At 70.3% G+C, this 14,615-nt stretch carries 15 protein-coding genes and 1 pseudogene; 5 read left to right on the top strand and 11 right to left on the bottom strand.

What is annotated here, in order from left to right; all coding sequences use genetic code 11:
• Positions 1-97: 97 nt before the first annotated feature.
• From IM697_RS39635 to IM697_RS39625, 3 genes are all read right to left on the bottom strand, one after another.
• Positions 98-589 carry a thiol-disulfide oxidoreductase DCC family protein gene (locus IM697_RS39635; protein ID WP_194041654.1) on the bottom strand — a complete coding sequence of 164 codons (492 nt, stop codon included), beginning with the start codon at positions 587-589 and terminating at the stop codon, positions 98-100.
• A 12-nt stretch (positions 590-601) separates the two neighbouring features.
• Positions 602-1,009 (bottom strand): hypothetical protein, encoded by a 408-nt coding sequence (locus tag IM697_RS39630; RefSeq protein WP_194041652.1) that lies wholly within the window; start codon positions 1,007-1,009, stop codon positions 602-604.
• A gap of 118 nt (positions 1,010-1,127) precedes the next feature.
• Complete coding sequence (locus IM697_RS39625; RefSeq protein ID WP_194041650.1) at positions 1,128-1,538, bottom strand: VOC family protein; 411 nt, start codon at positions 1,536-1,538, stop codon at positions 1,128-1,130.
• A gap of 196 nt (positions 1,539-1,734) precedes the next feature.
• On the opposite strand from IM697_RS39625, the pseudogene IM697_RS39620 reads away from it, so the two are divergent.
• Positions 1,735-2,352, top strand: a pseudogene (locus IM697_RS39620) (DUF7737 domain-containing protein); the annotation flags it as partial.
• Here the strand turns inward: IM697_RS39620 and IM697_RS39615 are convergent.
• From IM697_RS39615 to IM697_RS39590, 6 genes are all read right to left on the bottom strand, one after another.
• Positions 2,347-3,120, bottom strand: a complete 774-nt coding sequence (locus IM697_RS39615) for a LamG domain-containing protein (protein WP_194041648.1) — start codon at positions 3,118-3,120, stop codon at positions 2,347-2,349. The pseudogene IM697_RS39620 and the gene IM697_RS39615 sit on opposite strands and share 6 nt — an antisense overlap.
• A 173-nt stretch (positions 3,121-3,293) precedes the next feature.
• On the bottom strand, positions 3,294-4,055 hold the full coding sequence (locus tag IM697_RS39610; protein ID WP_190072415.1) for a succinate dehydrogenase iron-sulfur subunit: 762 nt from the start codon (positions 4,053-4,055) through the stop codon (positions 3,294-3,296).
• On the bottom strand, positions 4,055-5,809 hold the full coding sequence (sdhA, locus tag IM697_RS39605) for a succinate dehydrogenase flavoprotein subunit (protein WP_194041646.1): 1,755 nt from the start codon (positions 5,807-5,809) through the stop codon (positions 4,055-4,057). The genes IM697_RS39610 and sdhA overlap by 1 nt, the downstream gene beginning before the upstream one ends.
• Before the next feature lie 23 nt (positions 5,810-5,832).
• Positions 5,833-6,315: a succinate dehydrogenase hydrophobic membrane anchor subunit gene (locus IM697_RS39600; RefSeq protein ID WP_126394429.1), complete on the bottom strand. Its 483-nt coding sequence runs from the start codon at positions 6,313-6,315 to the stop codon at positions 5,833-5,835.
• A 5-nt stretch (positions 6,316-6,320) separates the two neighbouring features.
• Positions 6,321-6,665, bottom strand: coding sequence for a succinate dehydrogenase, cytochrome b556 subunit (gene sdhC / locus IM697_RS39595; protein ID WP_265582758.1), 345 nt, complete (start codon positions 6,663-6,665; stop codon positions 6,321-6,323).
• A 224-nt stretch (positions 6,666-6,889) separates the two neighbouring features.
• Positions 6,890-7,438, bottom strand: a complete 549-nt coding sequence (locus IM697_RS39590) for a 2-oxo-4-hydroxy-4-carboxy-5-ureidoimidazoline decarboxylase (protein WP_194041644.1) — start codon at positions 7,436-7,438, stop codon at positions 6,890-6,892.
• A gap of 221 nt (positions 7,439-7,659) precedes the next feature.
• On the opposite strand from IM697_RS39590, the gene IM697_RS39585 reads away from it, so the two are divergent.
• The 3 genes from IM697_RS39585 to IM697_RS39575 all read left to right on the top strand — a co-directional run bounded on the left by IM697_RS39585 (position 7,660) and on the right by IM697_RS39575 (position 10,580).
• Positions 7,660-9,261 (top strand): beta-N-acetylhexosaminidase, encoded by a 1,602-nt coding sequence (locus tag IM697_RS39585; RefSeq protein ID WP_194050069.1) that lies wholly within the window; start codon positions 7,660-7,662, stop codon positions 9,259-9,261.
• Between the two features lie 88 nt (positions 9,262-9,349).
• Complete coding sequence (locus tag IM697_RS39580; protein WP_194041642.1) at positions 9,350-9,853, top strand: hypothetical protein; 504 nt, start codon at positions 9,350-9,352, stop codon at positions 9,851-9,853.
• 115 nt (positions 9,854-9,968) lie between these two features.
• Positions 9,969-10,580 (top strand): hypothetical protein, encoded by a 612-nt coding sequence (locus IM697_RS39575; protein WP_194041640.1) that lies wholly within the window; start codon positions 9,969-9,971, stop codon positions 10,578-10,580.
• Between the two features lie 34 nt (positions 10,581-10,614).
• Here the strand turns inward: IM697_RS39575 and IM697_RS39570 are convergent, their stop codons facing one another.
• Complete coding sequence (locus IM697_RS39570; RefSeq protein ID WP_194041638.1) at positions 10,615-11,109, bottom strand: DUF1877 family protein; 495 nt, start codon at positions 11,107-11,109, stop codon at positions 10,615-10,617.
• Positions 11,110-11,276: 167 nt separating this feature from the next.
• On the opposite strand from IM697_RS39570, the gene IM697_RS39565 reads away from it, so the two are divergent.
• Entirely contained in the window at positions 11,277-11,672 is a 396-nt protein-coding gene (locus IM697_RS39565; protein ID WP_194041636.1) for a hypothetical protein, read from the top strand.
• A gap of 77 nt (positions 11,673-11,749) precedes the next feature.
• Here IM697_RS39565 and IM697_RS39560 read toward each other — a convergent pair whose 3' ends face one another.
• Positions 11,750-14,503, bottom strand: a complete 2,754-nt coding sequence (locus tag IM697_RS39560) for an FG-GAP-like repeat-containing protein (protein ID WP_228044350.1) — start codon at positions 14,501-14,503, stop codon at positions 11,750-11,752.
• Positions 14,504-14,615: the final 112 nt, after the last annotated feature.

The following is a 14,615-nucleotide window of genomic DNA, read 5'->3' as shown; positions in this document are numbered from 1 at the left end:
GCGTGCCAACCCGGACGCGGTTTTGGAAGGGTGCATGCCAGAAGCGGGGCTCGAATGCGGGCTGTTCAGGTCGGGTTGGGCCCTTTTGTCGTCGCCCTCACCGCGCGGGGGCGCAGGTGCCGCCCTCGCACCCCGGCGGGTTGTACGTCCAGCCACGGCTCGGGTCGTACGACCACCCGTCCCCGCGCCGGTGGGCCCGCCCGTCCCACTGCCCGCCGCGCCACTTGGCGGCGGCGAGCACGGCCCCCTTGGCCACCCGCGCCCCGGACGGGGTGCTGAGGCGATGCGCGAGTCCCCGGTGCTCGCGCAGCGCCCACAGCGTGACGATCCAGGCGGCGCCGCCCCGGTAGACCTGTCCGGCGTCACCGACGACCGTGATCTCGTCGAGGGTGGCGCCGTGGTCCAGGCCGGGGTAGCGCCGCCGGGCCTCGTCGGACCCGGCCGGCACCATCTCCAGCGGCACCAACTGCGGCTGTCGTACCAGCCAGTCGCGCACAAAGGTGCACAGGGAGCACTGGGCGTCGTAGAGGACGGTGAGCCCGCGGACCGCGGCCCCGGCCGCTCGGCCCGCTGTCGTCTCGACTGCCATGCCGGGCCCCGCTCAGGCCCTGGCCGACGGGGCGACCCAGTCCTGCGGCGCGACCGGCGGCACCTGCTCGTGCTCCATCACCCCGCGTCGCCGGATCTTGTTGAGCACGTAGACGTTGCCCAGGTGCATCACGCCGAGCACCAGCAGCACCACGCCGAGCTTGGTCGACAGGGCCTCGAAGACGCCGCGCGTGTCGACGACGGTGTCGTCGTCGCTCAGATACAGCGCGACGAAGCCGAGGTTGACGAGGTAGAAGCCGACCACCAGCAGATGGTTCACGGCGTCGGCGAGCTTCTCGTTGCCCCGCAGCACGTCGGCGAGGAAGATGCGCCCGTTGCGGCTGAGCGTGCGGGCCACCCAGACGGTCAGGGCGATGCTGACGACCAGGTAGATGACGTAGGCGATGACCGTGCGGTCCATGGCCTCCCCCTTCTTGAACGCGTTCAAAACGCTGACAGGGGAGACTGTAGACCCTTGCTTTGAACATGTTCAACTCGGTGGCGGTGAGGCCTTCGTCACGCCCCGGCCGCGGCACCCCTCATGGTCTGCGCCCGAGTTCCGGCCGTTTGGAGTAGTCCGTGAACCCGATGACGTTTCCCCAGGGGTCGGCGATCTCGACCGTCCACCCGGTGGCCACGGAGGAGGGGTCGTCGAGCGGCGCGATACCCGCGCCGCCCAGCGTCCGCGCCGCCGCCCGCGCGTCCGGCACCTCCAGCCACACCCGGGGCGAGGGCCACGGCGGCGGCCGGTGCCCCAACACGTCCTCCTGTCGCAGCAGGAGGCCAGGCGTCTCACCTCCGACCTTCAGCAGCGCGATCCCGGCCTCGTCGAGCCGGAACCCGACCGCGAACCCGGCCCGCTCGTAGAACCGGACGGCCTCGCCGAGGTCGCCGACCGGCAGCAGCACGTTGTCGAACCCGAGCAGTTCGTACGACTCGTCATCTGACATACCGTCAGGGTAAGGCGATGATCGGCCGGAATCGGTGATTGTCAGTGGCGGCTCGTACTGTCGTCGGCATGGGAATCGTGAGGTTCGTCGACGAGACGACAAGCGGGCGCCGCAGCGACGGCTGGGGGCTGGAGATCGCCGAGGAGCGGCTCACCGTGCGCGAGCTGATCCGGCGCCGCGTGTTCCAGGAGGTCACTCCGGCAGCTTCCTGCGCCTGCGCACCGACCAGGTCCGCTTCTACCCGATCGACGCCCCGCAGAACTCGGCGCACTGCCGCGGCGGCGAGTACCGCATGTGGCTGCGCGGCGGCGCCGACCCGGTGGAGCCGCTGCCCCTGACGGACGTCCCGCCCCTGGTCCTGTCCGAAGTCCTGCGCGACGTCGACCTGTTCGTCGGCGTGGGCAGCGTCGGCAATGACCCGACCTGGCAGGACGGCGGACCCGGCGGCCGCTTCCGGGAGTACTGGGCGTCCTACGGCTTCGGTGAACTCGGTGCCGGCGCCGAGACCCGACGGGCCCTCCTGCAACGCCTGATACCGCGGCTGGCGATCGCCGACCGCTGCACGATCGAGGGCCGCTTCCTGCATGTGAAGGGCGAACGCCACACGTACAAGATCCACCTCGGCTCGGGCAACATCCTCAGGACTCCGAACGACCAGTACCTGTGCATCGTCCCCAAGTCCGGCGCGGCCGCCCCGCAGGCCGGTTACCTGCCCTACGAGGGCGACCGGATGCTGGCGGTGATCCTGAGCAAGGCGATGATGCTGGCCGACGACACGAGGATCACGGATCCGACGATCCTGAGCCAGCTATGAGCAGGGCGCCCTTCGCGTGCTCAGCGCGATGTCGTCCATCCGGATGTCGTACGACGACGGCGTCGGGTCGGCCTGGTACAGCTGCCAGCCCAGCTTCAGCTTGTCGAAGGCCGGGAAGGTGAAGGGGTCCGACGTGCCGCCGTGCTGGTCCGTGGAGACGGTCAGGTCGGGCTGCTCGACGCCGTCGAAGTAGACCGTGACGCGGTTGTCGGTGGCGTCCAGGTGGAACTCCACGCACTGCCAGGCGTCGGCCGTGGCGGGGGCGGAGGTCTTCCAGGACGTCCAGTCGCCGGTGGGGCCGAGGTCGGAGCCGACACCCCAGAAGTTGCCGTCGTCGGTGGGGGCGTACTGGCCGCCCAGTGGCCGGACCAGCGTCGGGGAATCCGCCCCGGACGCCTCGGCGATGGTCCAGTGCGCCCAGTCGGGGGCGGTGGGGAAGGCGTCCACGCGCAGCCGCAGGCGGGCCCAATAGCTGTTGCCGGGGGCGGTCAGGTCGGGGAAGACGAGGAAGGCCCGGCCGTTGCCCTCGGTGTGGAGGCGCAGTTCACGGCCGCGGCCGGTGGAGCTGGGGGCGACGGTCAGGGTGCCGTTCTCCGCGTCGGTCGTCCAGCTCCGGCCCGCCGTGACCGGGCCGAGGGGCAGGCGGTCGAAGTTCTCGTGGGCGAGCGTCGGACGAGAGACGGGGGCGGCGGAGGCAGTGGGGGGTATCGCGAGCAGTGCGGCAGCCGTGGCGCACAGGGCGGCGGCCGCCTTTCTCAGGAGTGCCATAAAAGCAGTCTGTCTTGAAGTCTCAACTACCTCAACTACCTCAACGTCCTCAACTGCCTTTCACGCCACAGCCGTTGAGAAGGCCGAGGGCCCCGCCCCCCGGTACCGGACCGGGAGACGGGGCCCTCACGGCCGTACGGAAAGCCGTACCGGCCGATGTGTCTGACGCGACCTCAGAAGCGGCGCGTGATCAGTGCCTTCTTGACCTCGGCGATCGCCTTGGTGACCTCGATACCGCGCGGGCAGGCGTCCGTGCAGTTGAAGGTCGTGCGGCAGCGCCACACGCCGTCCTTGTCGTTGAGGATCTCCAGGCGCTGCTCGCCAGCCTCGTCACGCGAGTCGAAGATGAAGCGGTGCGCGTTGACGATGGCGGCCGGGCCGAAGTACTGGCCGTCGTTCCAGAACACCGGGCACGAGGAGGTGCAGGCGGCGCAGAGGATGCACTTCGTGGTGTCGTCGAAGCGCTCGCGGTCCTCGGCGGTCTGGAAGCGCTCACGCGTCGGCTCGTTCGTGTCCTTCGTGATGAGGAAGGGCATGACGTCTCGGTACGCCTGGAAGAACGGCTCCATGTCGACCACGAGGTCCTTCAGGACCGTCAGGCCCTTTATGGGCTCGACCGTGATCGGCTTCTCGGGGTTGATGTCCTTGATCAGCGTCTTGCACGCGAGGCGGTTCTTGCCGTTGATCCGCATCGCGTCCGAGCCGCAGATGCCGTGGGCGCAGGAGCGGCGGAAGGTCAGCGTGCCGTCCAGGTCCCACTTGATCTTGTGGAGGCCGTCGAGGACGCGCTCCTTGGGGTCGATCTCCAGCTGGAAGTCTTCCCACGTCGCCTCGGCCGAGACCTCCGGGTTGAAGCGGCGGACCCGGAAGGTGACCGTGATGTACGGGGACGCGGCGGACTCGGCCTCCACCTTGTCCATAACGGGGGTTGCCATCAGTACTTACGCTCCATCGGCTGGTAGCGGGTCTGGACGACCGGCTTGTAGTCGAGACGGACGGACTCGGTGCCGTCGTCGCCCACCTCGCGGTACGCCATGGTGTGGCGCATGAAGTTGACGTCGTCGCGGTTCGGGTAGTCCTCGCGGTAGTGACCGCCGCGGGACTCCTTGCGGGCCAGTGCGGACACGGCCATGACCTCGGCCAGGTCGAGCAGGTTGCCCAGCTCGATGGCCTCCAGCAGGTCGGTGTTGAACCGCTTGCCCTTGTCCTGGATCGAGACGTTCTTGTAGCGCTCGCGCAGCTCCGCGATCTTCTCGACCGCCGTCTTGATCGTCTGCTCGGTGCGGAACACCATGACGTTGGCGTCCATGGTCTCCTGGAGCTCCTTGCGCAGGGTCGCCACGCGCTCGGTGCCCGTCGAGGTGCGCAGGTGCTCGACCTGGTCGACCACGAGCTGCGCCGGGTTCTCCGGCAGCTCGACGTAGTCCGCCCGCTGGCTGTACTCCGCGGCCGCGATGCCGGCGCGACGCCCGAAGACGTTGATGTCGAGGAGGCTGTTGGTGCCGAGGCGGTTGGCGCCGTGGACCGACACACAGGCGACCTCGCCGGCCGCGTACAGGCCCGGGACGACCGTGGTGTTGTCCGCCAGGACCTCACCCTCGACGTTCGTCGGGATGCCGCCCATGGCGTAGTGCGCGGTCGGCTGGATCGGGATCGGGTCCGTGTACGGCTCGATGCCCAGGTACGTCCGAGCGAACTCCGTGATGTCCGGCAGCTTGGCGTCGAGCTGCTCCGGCGGGAGGTGCGTCAGGTCCAGGTAGACGTGGTCGCCCTCGGGACCGCAGCCGCGGCCCTCGCGGATCTCCGTGTAGATGGAGCGGGAGACGACGTCACGGGACGCGAGGTCCTTCATGACCGGCGCGTACTTCTCCATGAAGCGCTCGCCGTCCTTGTTGCGCAGGATGCCGCCCTCACCGCGGGCGCCCTCCGTCAGCAGGATGCCCATGCGCCAGATGCCGGTCGGGTGGAACTGGAAGAACTCCATGTCCTCCAGCGGCAGACCCCGGCGGTACACGGCGGCCTGGCCGTCACCGGTCAGCGTGTGCGCGTTCGACGTCACCTTGAAGAACTTGCCGCAGCCGCCGGAGGCGTAGATCACGGCCTTCGCCTGGAAGACGTGGATCTCGCCGGTGGCGAGTTCGTACGCCACGACGCCGGCCGACCGCTTGACGCCGTCGACCTCGGTGATCAGCTGGTCCAGGACGTAGAACTCGTTGAAGAACTCCACGCCCTCCTTGACGCAGTTCTGGTACAGCGTCTGGAGGATCATGTGGCCGGTGCGGTCCGCGGCGTAGCAGGACCGGCGGACCGGGGCCTCACCGTGGTTGCGGCTGTGACCGCCGAAGCGGCGCTGGTCGATCGTGCCGTTCGGGGTGCGGTTGAACGGCAGGCCCATCTTCTCCAGGTCGAGGACGGAGTCGATGGCCTCCTTCGCCAGGATCTCGGCGGCGTCCTGGTCGACCAGGTAGTCACCGCCCTTGACCGTGTCGAAGGTGTGCCACTCCCAGTTGTCCTCCTCCACGTTGGCGAGCGCGGCGGCCATACCGCCCTGCGCGGCGCCCGTGTGGGAGCGGGTGGGGTAGAGCTTGGTCAGCACGGCGGTGCGGCTGCGCTTCGTGGACTCGATGGCCGCGCGCATGCCCGCGCCACCGGCGCCGACGATGACGGTGTCGTACTTGTGGATCTTCATGATCGGTTACCTCAGCCCCGTGCCTAGCGGATGTTCGGGTCGAAGGTGAAGATCACCAGCGTGCCCAGCAGGATGGTGAACACCGTGGCGGTGTAGAGCAGGCCCTTGAGCCACAGCCGGGTGTTCGCGCGCTCCGCGTAGTCGTTGATGACCGTGCGCAGGCCGTTGGCGCCGTGCAGCATCGCGAGCCACAGCATCAGCAGGTCCCAGACCTGCCAGAACGGGGACGCCCAGCGGCCGGCCACGAAGGCGAAGCCGATCTTGGAGACGCCGCCGTCCAGCACGAGCTGGATCAGCAGGTGGCCGATGACCAGGACGACGAGGACGATGCCGGACAGGCGCATGAACAGCCAGGCAGCCATCTCGAAGTTGCCCCGGGTGGACCGGGGGGTCTTCTTGGTGCGCTTGCGCGGCGCCTCGATGTACGGGGCCGGGTTGTCGACGTTGTAGAGGGACTCGCCCTCGACCGGGCCGATACCGGTGGCGGTCTTCTCAGTGGTGGACATGCGCGTCAGCTCCCGAACACTTCACGAGCGGCGTGGCCGAGCACGGGGTAGATCGCCCCGAGCATCAGCACGACCCACAGGCCGACGACGGACCAGAGCATCTGCTTCTGGTAGCGCGGGCCCTTCGACCAGAAGTCGACGGCGATGACGCGCAGGCCGTTGAGCGCGTGGAAGAGGATGGCGGCGACGAGGCCGTACTCCAGCAGCGCGACGATGGGCGTCTTGTACGTGGCTACGACCTTGTCGTAGTCCTCGGGGGAGACACGGACGAGAGCGGTGTCCAGCACGTGAACGAACAGGAAGAAGAAAATGAGGACGCCGGTGACTCGGTGAGCCACCCAGGACCACATTCCTTCCCGGCCGCGGTACAGCGTTCCAGCCGGCACGGAAGTTCCTCCGGGAGCGGGGATTGGGGCCGCGCCGGCTTGTGCTGTCGGTCGGGCCCGGCCGGGTACGGTCCACCGGCCCTCAGCATCGTATCCACGGTCGCCTGCGGCGCTGAGCGGGGGGCTGGGTATGTGATCGAAGTGGCACGCGGATGGGGTATTGGCGGCTAATGGGGTGGTGTGGGCTGTTATTTGCCGGGTGCGGCGCCGTTGTGGCTGGTCGCGCAGTTCCTCGCGCCCCTGAGGGTGCTGACCAACCGTCCTCTTGCCAGGCGGCGGAGTTCCTCTGCTGCGACGACCCGCTCCTCCTCCGGATCGTTCGCCAATCGTGATCGGATGCCGGCCAGGACCCGGTCCAGTGCCTCGTCCGGCGGCAGGTCGTCCAGGCAGATCACGAACACATGGCCGAACTTGGCCTCGTATGCGGCATGGGCGGCATCCAGTGCGGTATGGGCGGCCCCGTATATGCCCTCCGGCAGCACCGGCAACGTTTCTTCCGCCAGCGCCTGGGCCAGATCCCCCGGCGTCAGGTCGTACGCCGCCTCGTCCGAGGCCGCCAGCAGGGCGTCGACGTCGGGGTAGGGGCGGTGGTCGGTCAGGCGTTCGGCCCAGCGGGGGCTGCGCAGGCAGCCCAGGAGGAGCCGCCGGGCGTCCTTGGCGGGCGCGGCGTTGAAGGCGTCCAGGACGGTGGGCAAGGACGGTATGGCGACTCGGCCAGGAAGATGTGTGGGCGTCACGTGGGTTTCGGCAGGGGATTCTGGGGGAGGAGTGGCGCCACGTTACCGAGTGTGGACGTGAGATGTCCGAAGGATGCCCGAATTTCAGTCGAACGGGAGAGTTTCAGAACGACGGCTGGACGGCGGGACGAGTGCACAGGCCCTAGGTTGGCGATGTGAGCCAGCACAAGCACAGGCGCCGGGCACCGGCGAAAAGGGCGCTCAAGCAGACGTGGGTGCTGATGGTCGCGGTGGTCGTCGTGACGGTGGCGGCCGGGGTGAGCCTCGGGCTCCTGGCCACCCGTGACGACGGAGGGCCGGCCGGGCCGGAGCAGCAGGGCTCCGCCCCGGGCACCTCGCAGGCCGACTCCCCCGTCGGGCGGCGGACCAGCCCGACTCCGTCACCCACACGGTCGTACCCGCTCTCGAAGGCTCCGCAGACCATTCCGGCGGTGCAGTCCCACACCGCCGCCCGCGGTCCCGGCTGGCGTCCCGCGCGCGGGGAGCGGGTCGTGGTCAGTGACGCCGAGCTGGCCGACGAGGGACGGCTCATAGCCGGTGAGCTCGGGCTGACGTATGCCGGGCGCAAGGACGACGCGCGGGCCGGGGACGTGCGGCTGGCGCTGAGCGAGGACGAAGGCGCGAATCCCGAGTCGTACACCATGACCGTGCGCGGTGGGCGGGTGGCGATCAGCGGGCCGGGTGAGTCGGGGGTCTTCTACGGGACCCGGACGCTCAAGCAGGAGGTCGCGGGTGGGGGTACGGCACCGGAGGGCGTCGTACGCGACGCGCCCGCCAAGCCGGTGCGCGGGTTCATGCTGGACATAGCCCGCAAGCACTTCACCGCCGACTGGATCGAGGACCGGGTGCGGGAGCTGGCGGACCTGAAGTTCAACCAGCTCGGGCTGCACTTCTCCGACGACCAGGGCTTCCGGATCGAGTCCGACTCGCACCCCGAGGTGGTGTCGCGGCAGCACCTCACCAAGGCGCAGGTCAGGAAGATCGTCCAGCTGGCCGAGAGCCGGCACATCACCGTGGTGCCCGAGATCGACTCGCCCGGGCATCTGGGGGCCGTCATCGCCGCGCACCCCGATCTGCAACTGCGCAACGTGAACGGTGCCGCGACCCGGGGCGCCATCGACATCTCCAAGCCCGAGTCCGCCGAGATCGTCGACGACCTGCTGAACGAGTACGCCGGCCTGTTCCCCGGCGGTCAGTGGCACCTCGGCGGCGACGAGTACCAGGCCCTGGTCGTCTCCGACCCCGAGGCGTCCTACCCGCAGCTCGCCACCGCCGCCCGCGAGGCCCACGGCTCCGGCGCCACCGTCGCCGACCTCGCCACCGGGTGGCTCAACGACCGCGCCGAGACCGTCCGCGCCCATGACCGCACCCCGCGGGCCTGGAACGACGGGTTCTTCCGGAACACCTCCGTCCAGCCGGACAAGGACATCCAGGTGGCCTACTGGACCGGCAAGGAGATCGGCGCCCGGGTGCCGGTGGAGTATCTGAGCGCCGGGCGGAAGGTCGTCAACTACAACGACGAGTTCCTCTACTACGTGCTGGGCGAGCCGCAGACCTTCGTCTATCCGACCGGCGAGCGGATTTACGAGCAGTGGACACCGCGGGTCCTCAGGGGAACCGTGGCCGTGCCGGCCGAGTACGACGGCCAGATCCTGGGCGGCTCCTTCGCCGTGTGGTGCGATCTGGCCGACTCCCAGACGCAGGCGCAGGTCGCGGCCGGGATCCGGATGCCGCTGCGGGCGACGGCGCAGAAGCTGTGGGACGCGGATCAGCCGCAACTGACCTGGGCCCGGTTCAGGGCGCTCGCGGACCGGCTGGACTGAGCTGTGGATTGACCCGAACGGCTGCGAACCCCCGTACGAATGTGGTGTATTCGGCCGAGCCGAACCGATCAGCCAGGGGGAAACCGGGATGGGCTACTGGGGGTTCTTCGTCGTGGGCCGCGGGACGCGGCCGCTGGCGGAGCTGGACGCGCTGGCCGGCGCCGAGGGGATGACGCTCAGGACGGAGGCGCCCGACGGATGGCAGGTGTGGGAGTACCCGAACGGCGGCGGCGACGTCGGCAGCATGAACACCCTGGCCCAGGAGACGGGCGCGCCCGCGCTCTTCGGGTACGTCATGGACAGCGCGTCGGTGGTGGTGGAGGCGGCGGCGCCGGAGAGCGGGGCGTGGACGACCTGTCTGGCGCGGGCCGCCATGGCCGGGTATCTCGGCGCCTCGGACGAGGGTCTCACCCTGGAGGACTACTTCCTCGAACCTCCCGACGCCGCCGAGCGGGCCGTCGCCTGGGCCGCCGAAGCGGGGCACGAGGTGAACGCGGAGTCGGTCGTCGACGTACTCACCGCTGAAGCGGACCCTTTGGCCGAAAACCTCTTCTTCCGGCTGCTCGACCGGCTCGGGGTGGTGCCGCTGTGACACTCCCGGGTCGTCGCACGCAGTAAGGGGAGGTGCGGGCTCCGTTAAGGAAGGCCAGCCAGGGGCCTGTGCGGGGGCCCCGACCCTCATAGAAGACCCGCTTAGGGAGGCTTGGATGAGCCTGGTGGAACTGATCGCTCAGGCCGACGAACGCGGACTGGCCGCCAGCGGGTTGGCTTGTTTGGATCGCTGCGTACCGCTGCTGGGCGGGGACGACGAGGTGCTGCGCCCACTGTGGGCGAACCTCGCGACCGACGGGGACCCCGCCGCCTGGGGCGAGCTGCTGGAGCAGGTGCGCGGCAAGCTGGGCATAGCCGAGGTCATGGACGACGAGGACGTCGAGGACGAGGCCGCGCTGCTCGCCCGGCGGATGCTGGCCGCCGCCCCCGTCGTACGGTCCGCCGGCGAGGCGCGGGTCTGGGCCGACGCCTGCTCGGTCGCCTCGCTCCAGATCCACCGGCTGCTCGACCCCGCCGAGGACGACACGGCCTCGGCCGACGCCCCCACCGAGGCGCTCGACTCCGTCCGGGCGGTCGGTGCGCCCGCCGTGGGCCGCGCGGAGGGCATGTCACCGCTCGTCGCCGCCGAACTGCGCCGCCAGGTCAGCGTCCTCGAACTGCTCGCCGGGCATGGCGCGGGCGGACTGCGCCGGGCGCTGGAGGTCTCGACCGAGGGGCGGCGGGTGCTGCGCGCGGTGGTGTCCCGGCGGGCCCGGGGGAGGGGCTGACGCCCGGACCGACGCCCGGACCGCGTCGGTACCGTCAGGCCATCAGCCACTTCACCACCGCGTCCCCGTACTGGGCCGTCTGCGAGTAGAACGCGGTCAGATCGCGGTGCGTCGCCGCGAACAGGCCGCGCACCTCGGGTTCCGCCGCCGGCTGGTGGTACGGCCGCAGCAGCTGCCCGCGCGCGTGCCGCCACAGCTCGTCGAAGGCGGCGCCCTTGAGGAACTCCGCGACCCCGGCCACCTGGGACGCGGTGAGCAGCATGAACGGCGGCCGGGCGGGGTCGGTGTGGAAGGCCGGGCGGCCGCCGAGGACCACTTGGGTGCGGGGGCCTTCGGGTGCGTGGTTCGGGGGGATGCCGCCGTAGAGGATCTCGACGTCGCCGTACCGCTGGTCGAGCACCTCCTCGCGATGCCGGCCGATCCGCTCCCGGACGGTGTCCCAGTCGTCCTCGAACAGGCGCTGGAACCAGGTCGGGCTGTTGCGCAGGGCCGAGGGCGGCACCGCGCGCAGATGGAAGTACATAGTCATCAGTGACTGGAGCGCATGGCGGCGGCAAAGCGTCACTCCCGGGTAAACCTGGTTCCTGAGGGAGTCCTGTGTCCGTCGTGGGGGCGCGGTGGGACGGTCCTGCACCGGTCCGGGAAAGCCGCCGGATCCGGGTGACGATTCGCTGGTCGAACACGCTTTTCAGAGATGTGACGACTCAAGCGGAGACCAGGCCCGCAGCCGCGACCAAGCCGGTGCGGTGGGCGGCGGACGCGGTGGCGACGATGCGCGAGGGAGCGCGGCTGCGGCTCGACTACTCGGAGCAGAGCCTGTGGCGGGTCGACCGGATGATCGAGAGTCTGCGGCGCGAGCGGACGCCGTACGCAGCCGTGGAGAACACGCTGCGTGGTTTCGGCGCGTACGCCGGTGAGGTGATCGCCCGTCAGACCGGCGCCGAGTGGTGGACGTCGGGCGGCGACCACTGGATCCGCACGCCCGACGGGCGGCTGTGGGATCCGATCGACGAGGCCCGGCGGTGTTTCGCGGGCGACGGGTCGCTGCGGTTGCTGTGCCGGGACGCGACGAGCGGGCGGTCGCGGTGGTGAAGCGACGCCGTATGGCATGACTCGGCCGGGACCCCGTGAATGGGAGGGGTCCCGGCCGAGTCAGGTGGTGTCGACCGCTACGGCGTCAGGGCCTCGCCGAGGCGAGCGTCCGTCGGGGTCCCGAGGGAGCTCTTGGTGTAGTAGACGCCGCCGCTGTTGCTGATGCCGGCGCTGCCGCTGTCGAGCTGCAGGATGACGCCGTCGTAACCGTTCTCGCCCTTCACACCGATGGCCAGGTCGGCGCGGCCCCAGCCGGAGAGGTCCTGCAGGACGACGGCGGAACCGAGCATGTCGTACGACTCGGTCACACCGGTGATGCCGCTGCTGTCCTGTGTGAACCCCTTGCCGCCGGAGCCGGTCAGGCCGGACGAGGTGCCCCTGAGCAGCACGGCCATGCCCGCGTTGGTCCGGGCGGTGTCGCTGCGGGTGAGGTCCTCGCCCGGCAGGCCGGCCAGGACGTCCGCGTAGCCGTCGTCGTCGTAGTCGCCGACCGAGACGGAGGCACCCATGCCGTCACCGGACTCGCCGGCGCCGGGAACGCCGCTGCTGCCCTGGTGGAGCGTGCGCATGCCGGTGGTGGTGAAGCCGGTCGAGGTGCCCGGAACCACGGTGACCTGGCCGCCGCTGGCGGCGTCGGACTCCGCGGTGTACGGCTGGCCGATGGCGATGTCGTCGTAGCCGTTGCCGTTGACGTCGCCCGCGGCGATGGAGCGGCCGCCCTTGACGGACAGGACGCTGACCTTGACCAGGCCGGAGGCGGAGCCCTTGAACCAGGTGACGCGGCCGATGCCGGACTGGTCGCGGTAGTTGAGGGCCACGTCCGCGTAGCCGTCGCGGTTGAAGTCGCCGGTGGCGGCGTCGAGGTACGCGAGGGACCCGGAGGCGCTGGTGAGCGTGCCGTACTGGGTGGTGCCGCCGGTCAGGCGGGCGTTCCAGCTGCCGCTGTTGCCGGAGCCGGCGGAGAAGACGTCGGCCTTGCCGTCGGCGTTGAAGTCGCCGACCGTGACGGCCGAGCCCAGCTTGGCGCCGGTCTGGGTCACGCCGGTGGTGGTGTAGTTGAACCCGGAGTTCAGGCCGGGACCGTACAGGACGGTGACCGAGCCGCGGTCCTTCGTGCTGCCCCAGTTCTCGCCGGGCGCGCCGATGGCCAGGTCGGCGTAGCCGTCGCCGTTGATGTCGCCCCAGGCGGTCGCCTCGCCGAAGTAGTCGTAGGACTCGTGGCCGCCGGGCACGCCGGGGCTGTTCTGCGTGAGGGAGCGCTTGAGCGTGGCGTCCGGCCCCTCCGTGTTGCCCGGTACGACGGTCACCGTGCCGCCGCTGCTCAGCGCCCGGCGCGTGCCCGCGACCAGGTCGTTGACGCCGTCGCGGTTGAAGTCGGCGGTCGGGATGGCGGAGTTGGCGCCGGCGCTCGCGGCGTAGCGGCGGATCTCGCCGAGCTTGGCGTACATCGCGTCACCCGGGCACTCGGTGGCGTAGCCGTCGCGGTGGCCGGAGATGGTGTTGAGGGTGGCCTGCTCGCCCTCGTCCCACACTCCGGTGTTGCCGCCGGCGGTCAGCGTGACCTTGCCGGTCGGGCTGACGCCGTACTGGCCCAGCTTCCAGGCGGCGACGCGGGCCACCGACTCCAGCGTGGCCCGGGTCGGCCGGCCCGGCGGGATGCCCTTGTCCGGGTCGCCCTGGAAGTCGCCGAGGATGGCGATGCCGGTGGAGTAGCTGTTGAAGCCGTAGGTGTGCGCGCCCTGCACGGGCAGGTCGGCGCCGCCCGCGCGGCCCTCGAAGACCTGGCCGCACTTGTCGACCAGGAAGTTGTAGCCGAGGTCGTTCCAGCCGTTGACGTCGGTGTGGTACGCCATGATGCCGCGCACCAGCGACGCCGACTGGGCGCAGCTGTAGCTGTTGGAGCCGACGGTGTGGTGCACGAACACCGCCTGCACCTTGTCGATGTAGGAGGGCGGGTCGTCCACCTTCGACTCGTCGGCACCCCACTGCGCCCGGGTGGCGATGGGCGGCCGGGTCACGGTGGACGGCGGGGCGGTCGGCACGGTCTCGGTCGGCGTCGGGGACGCGGTGGCCGGGTCCGTCGGGGTCGCGGTGTCGGTGGGCGCCGCGGTGTCCGACGGTGTCGTGGTCGGGTCCGTGGCCGTCGGGTCCGGCGTGGTCGGATCCGGCGCGGGCGACTCGGTCGGGGTGTCCGTGGGGGTGACCGCGTCAGTGGGCGTGGCGGCCGGGTCGGTCTCGGCGGCGAACGCGGCCGGCTCGAACTCGGTGCCGGTGGACTTGGTCTCGGCGGAGGTCACCACACCCGGGTCGACCAGGTTGACCTCGAGCCCCGTGGGCAGCCCGGCGCTGGCCGTACCGTCCTCGCGCACGACCTGGACCTCGACACCGTCGGACGGACCGACCCACAGCGGCTCCGAGGCGCCACGCATGCCCGGCTCGACGCCCTCCGGCGGATCCGCGCCCAGCTCCAGGTCCTGCCAGGCACTCCACTCACCGGTCTCCAGGCTGCGGGTACGCACCTGGGCGGTGCCGTCGATCTGCTTCGTGGGCCCGGTCCAGGAGACGCCCAGCAGCGAGAACTGGTTGGTGCCGGTGCGCGGCAGCTCCCGCTCCTTGCTGCCGCTGCCCTTCAGCGCGAGGTCGTAGACCTTCGTCGGGCGCTTGGCCCGGCCCGTCGCGCCGGTGTCGTCGGACGGGTCGGCCAGCGCGTACGTGGCCACGCCGCCACCCCCCAGCACGACGGCGCCGAGCGTCAGCCAGGCTCTGCGCTTCAGGCTCAGCGGTCTGTACGCGTGCGACGTACGACGCGCACGTCGAGTACGACGACTCAAGACGAATCCCACCCCAAAAGAAGGCCCTGGAGGGCCGAAGGAAGACCAGAAAGAAAGTCACGCGAGGCGCATCAGCCACAGAGATGGCCCGCTCCACCCAGCGTTTTGCACT

It is taken from the genome of Streptomyces ferrugineus (genome assembly GCF_015160855.1).
In the GTDB taxonomy this organism is placed as follows: Bacteria; Actinomycetota; Actinomycetes; order Streptomycetales; family Streptomycetaceae; genus Streptomyces; species Streptomyces ferrugineus.
The sequence above is the reverse complement of the archived record's forward strand: the minus strand, read 5'-3'. Positions and strand labels throughout refer to the sequence as shown.

What these genes read in the sequence shown, in the direction of transcription:
- IM697_RS39635 (WP_194041654.1), bottom strand. Translation starts at nt 589, where the DNA reads ATGGCAGTCGAGACGACAGCGGGCCGAGCGGCCGGGGCCGCGGTCCGC.
- IM697_RS39630 (WP_194041652.1), bottom strand. Translation starts at nt 1,009, where the DNA reads ATGGACCGCACGGTCATCGCCTACGTCATCTACCTGGTCGTCAGCATC.
- IM697_RS39625 (WP_194041650.1), bottom strand. Translation starts at nt 1,538, where the DNA reads ATGTCAGATGACGAGTCGTACGAACTGCTCGGGTTCGACAACGTGCTG.
- IM697_RS39615 (WP_194041648.1), bottom strand. Translation starts at nt 3,120, where the DNA reads ATGGCACTCCTGAGAAAGGCGGCCGCCGCCCTGTGCGCCACGGCTGCC.
- IM697_RS39610 (WP_190072415.1), bottom strand. Translation starts at nt 4,055, where the DNA reads ATGGCAACCCCCGTTATGGACAAGGTGGAGGCCGAGTCCGCCGCGTCC.
- sdhA (WP_194041646.1), bottom strand. Translation starts at nt 5,809, where the DNA reads ATGAAGATCCACAAGTACGACACCGTCATCGTCGGCGCCGGTGGCGCG.
- IM697_RS39600 (WP_126394429.1), bottom strand. Translation starts at nt 6,315, where the DNA reads ATGTCCACCACTGAGAAGACCGCCACCGGTATCGGCCCGGTCGAGGGC.
- sdhC (WP_265582758.1), bottom strand. Translation starts at nt 6,665, where the DNA reads ATGTGGTCCTGGGTGGCTCACCGAGTCACCGGCGTCCTCATTTTCTTC.
- IM697_RS39585 (WP_194050069.1), top strand. Translation starts at nt 7,660, where the DNA reads ATGGTCGCGGTGGTCGTCGTGACGGTGGCGGCCGGGGTGAGCCTCGGG.
- IM697_RS39580 (WP_194041642.1), top strand. Translation starts at nt 9,350, where the DNA reads ATGGGCTACTGGGGGTTCTTCGTCGTGGGCCGCGGGACGCGGCCGCTG.
- IM697_RS39575 (WP_194041640.1), top strand. Translation starts at nt 9,969, where the DNA reads ATGAGCCTGGTGGAACTGATCGCTCAGGCCGACGAACGCGGACTGGCC.
- IM697_RS39570 (WP_194041638.1), bottom strand. Translation starts at nt 11,109, where the DNA reads ATGACTATGTACTTCCATCTGCGCGCGGTGCCGCCCTCGGCCCTGCGC.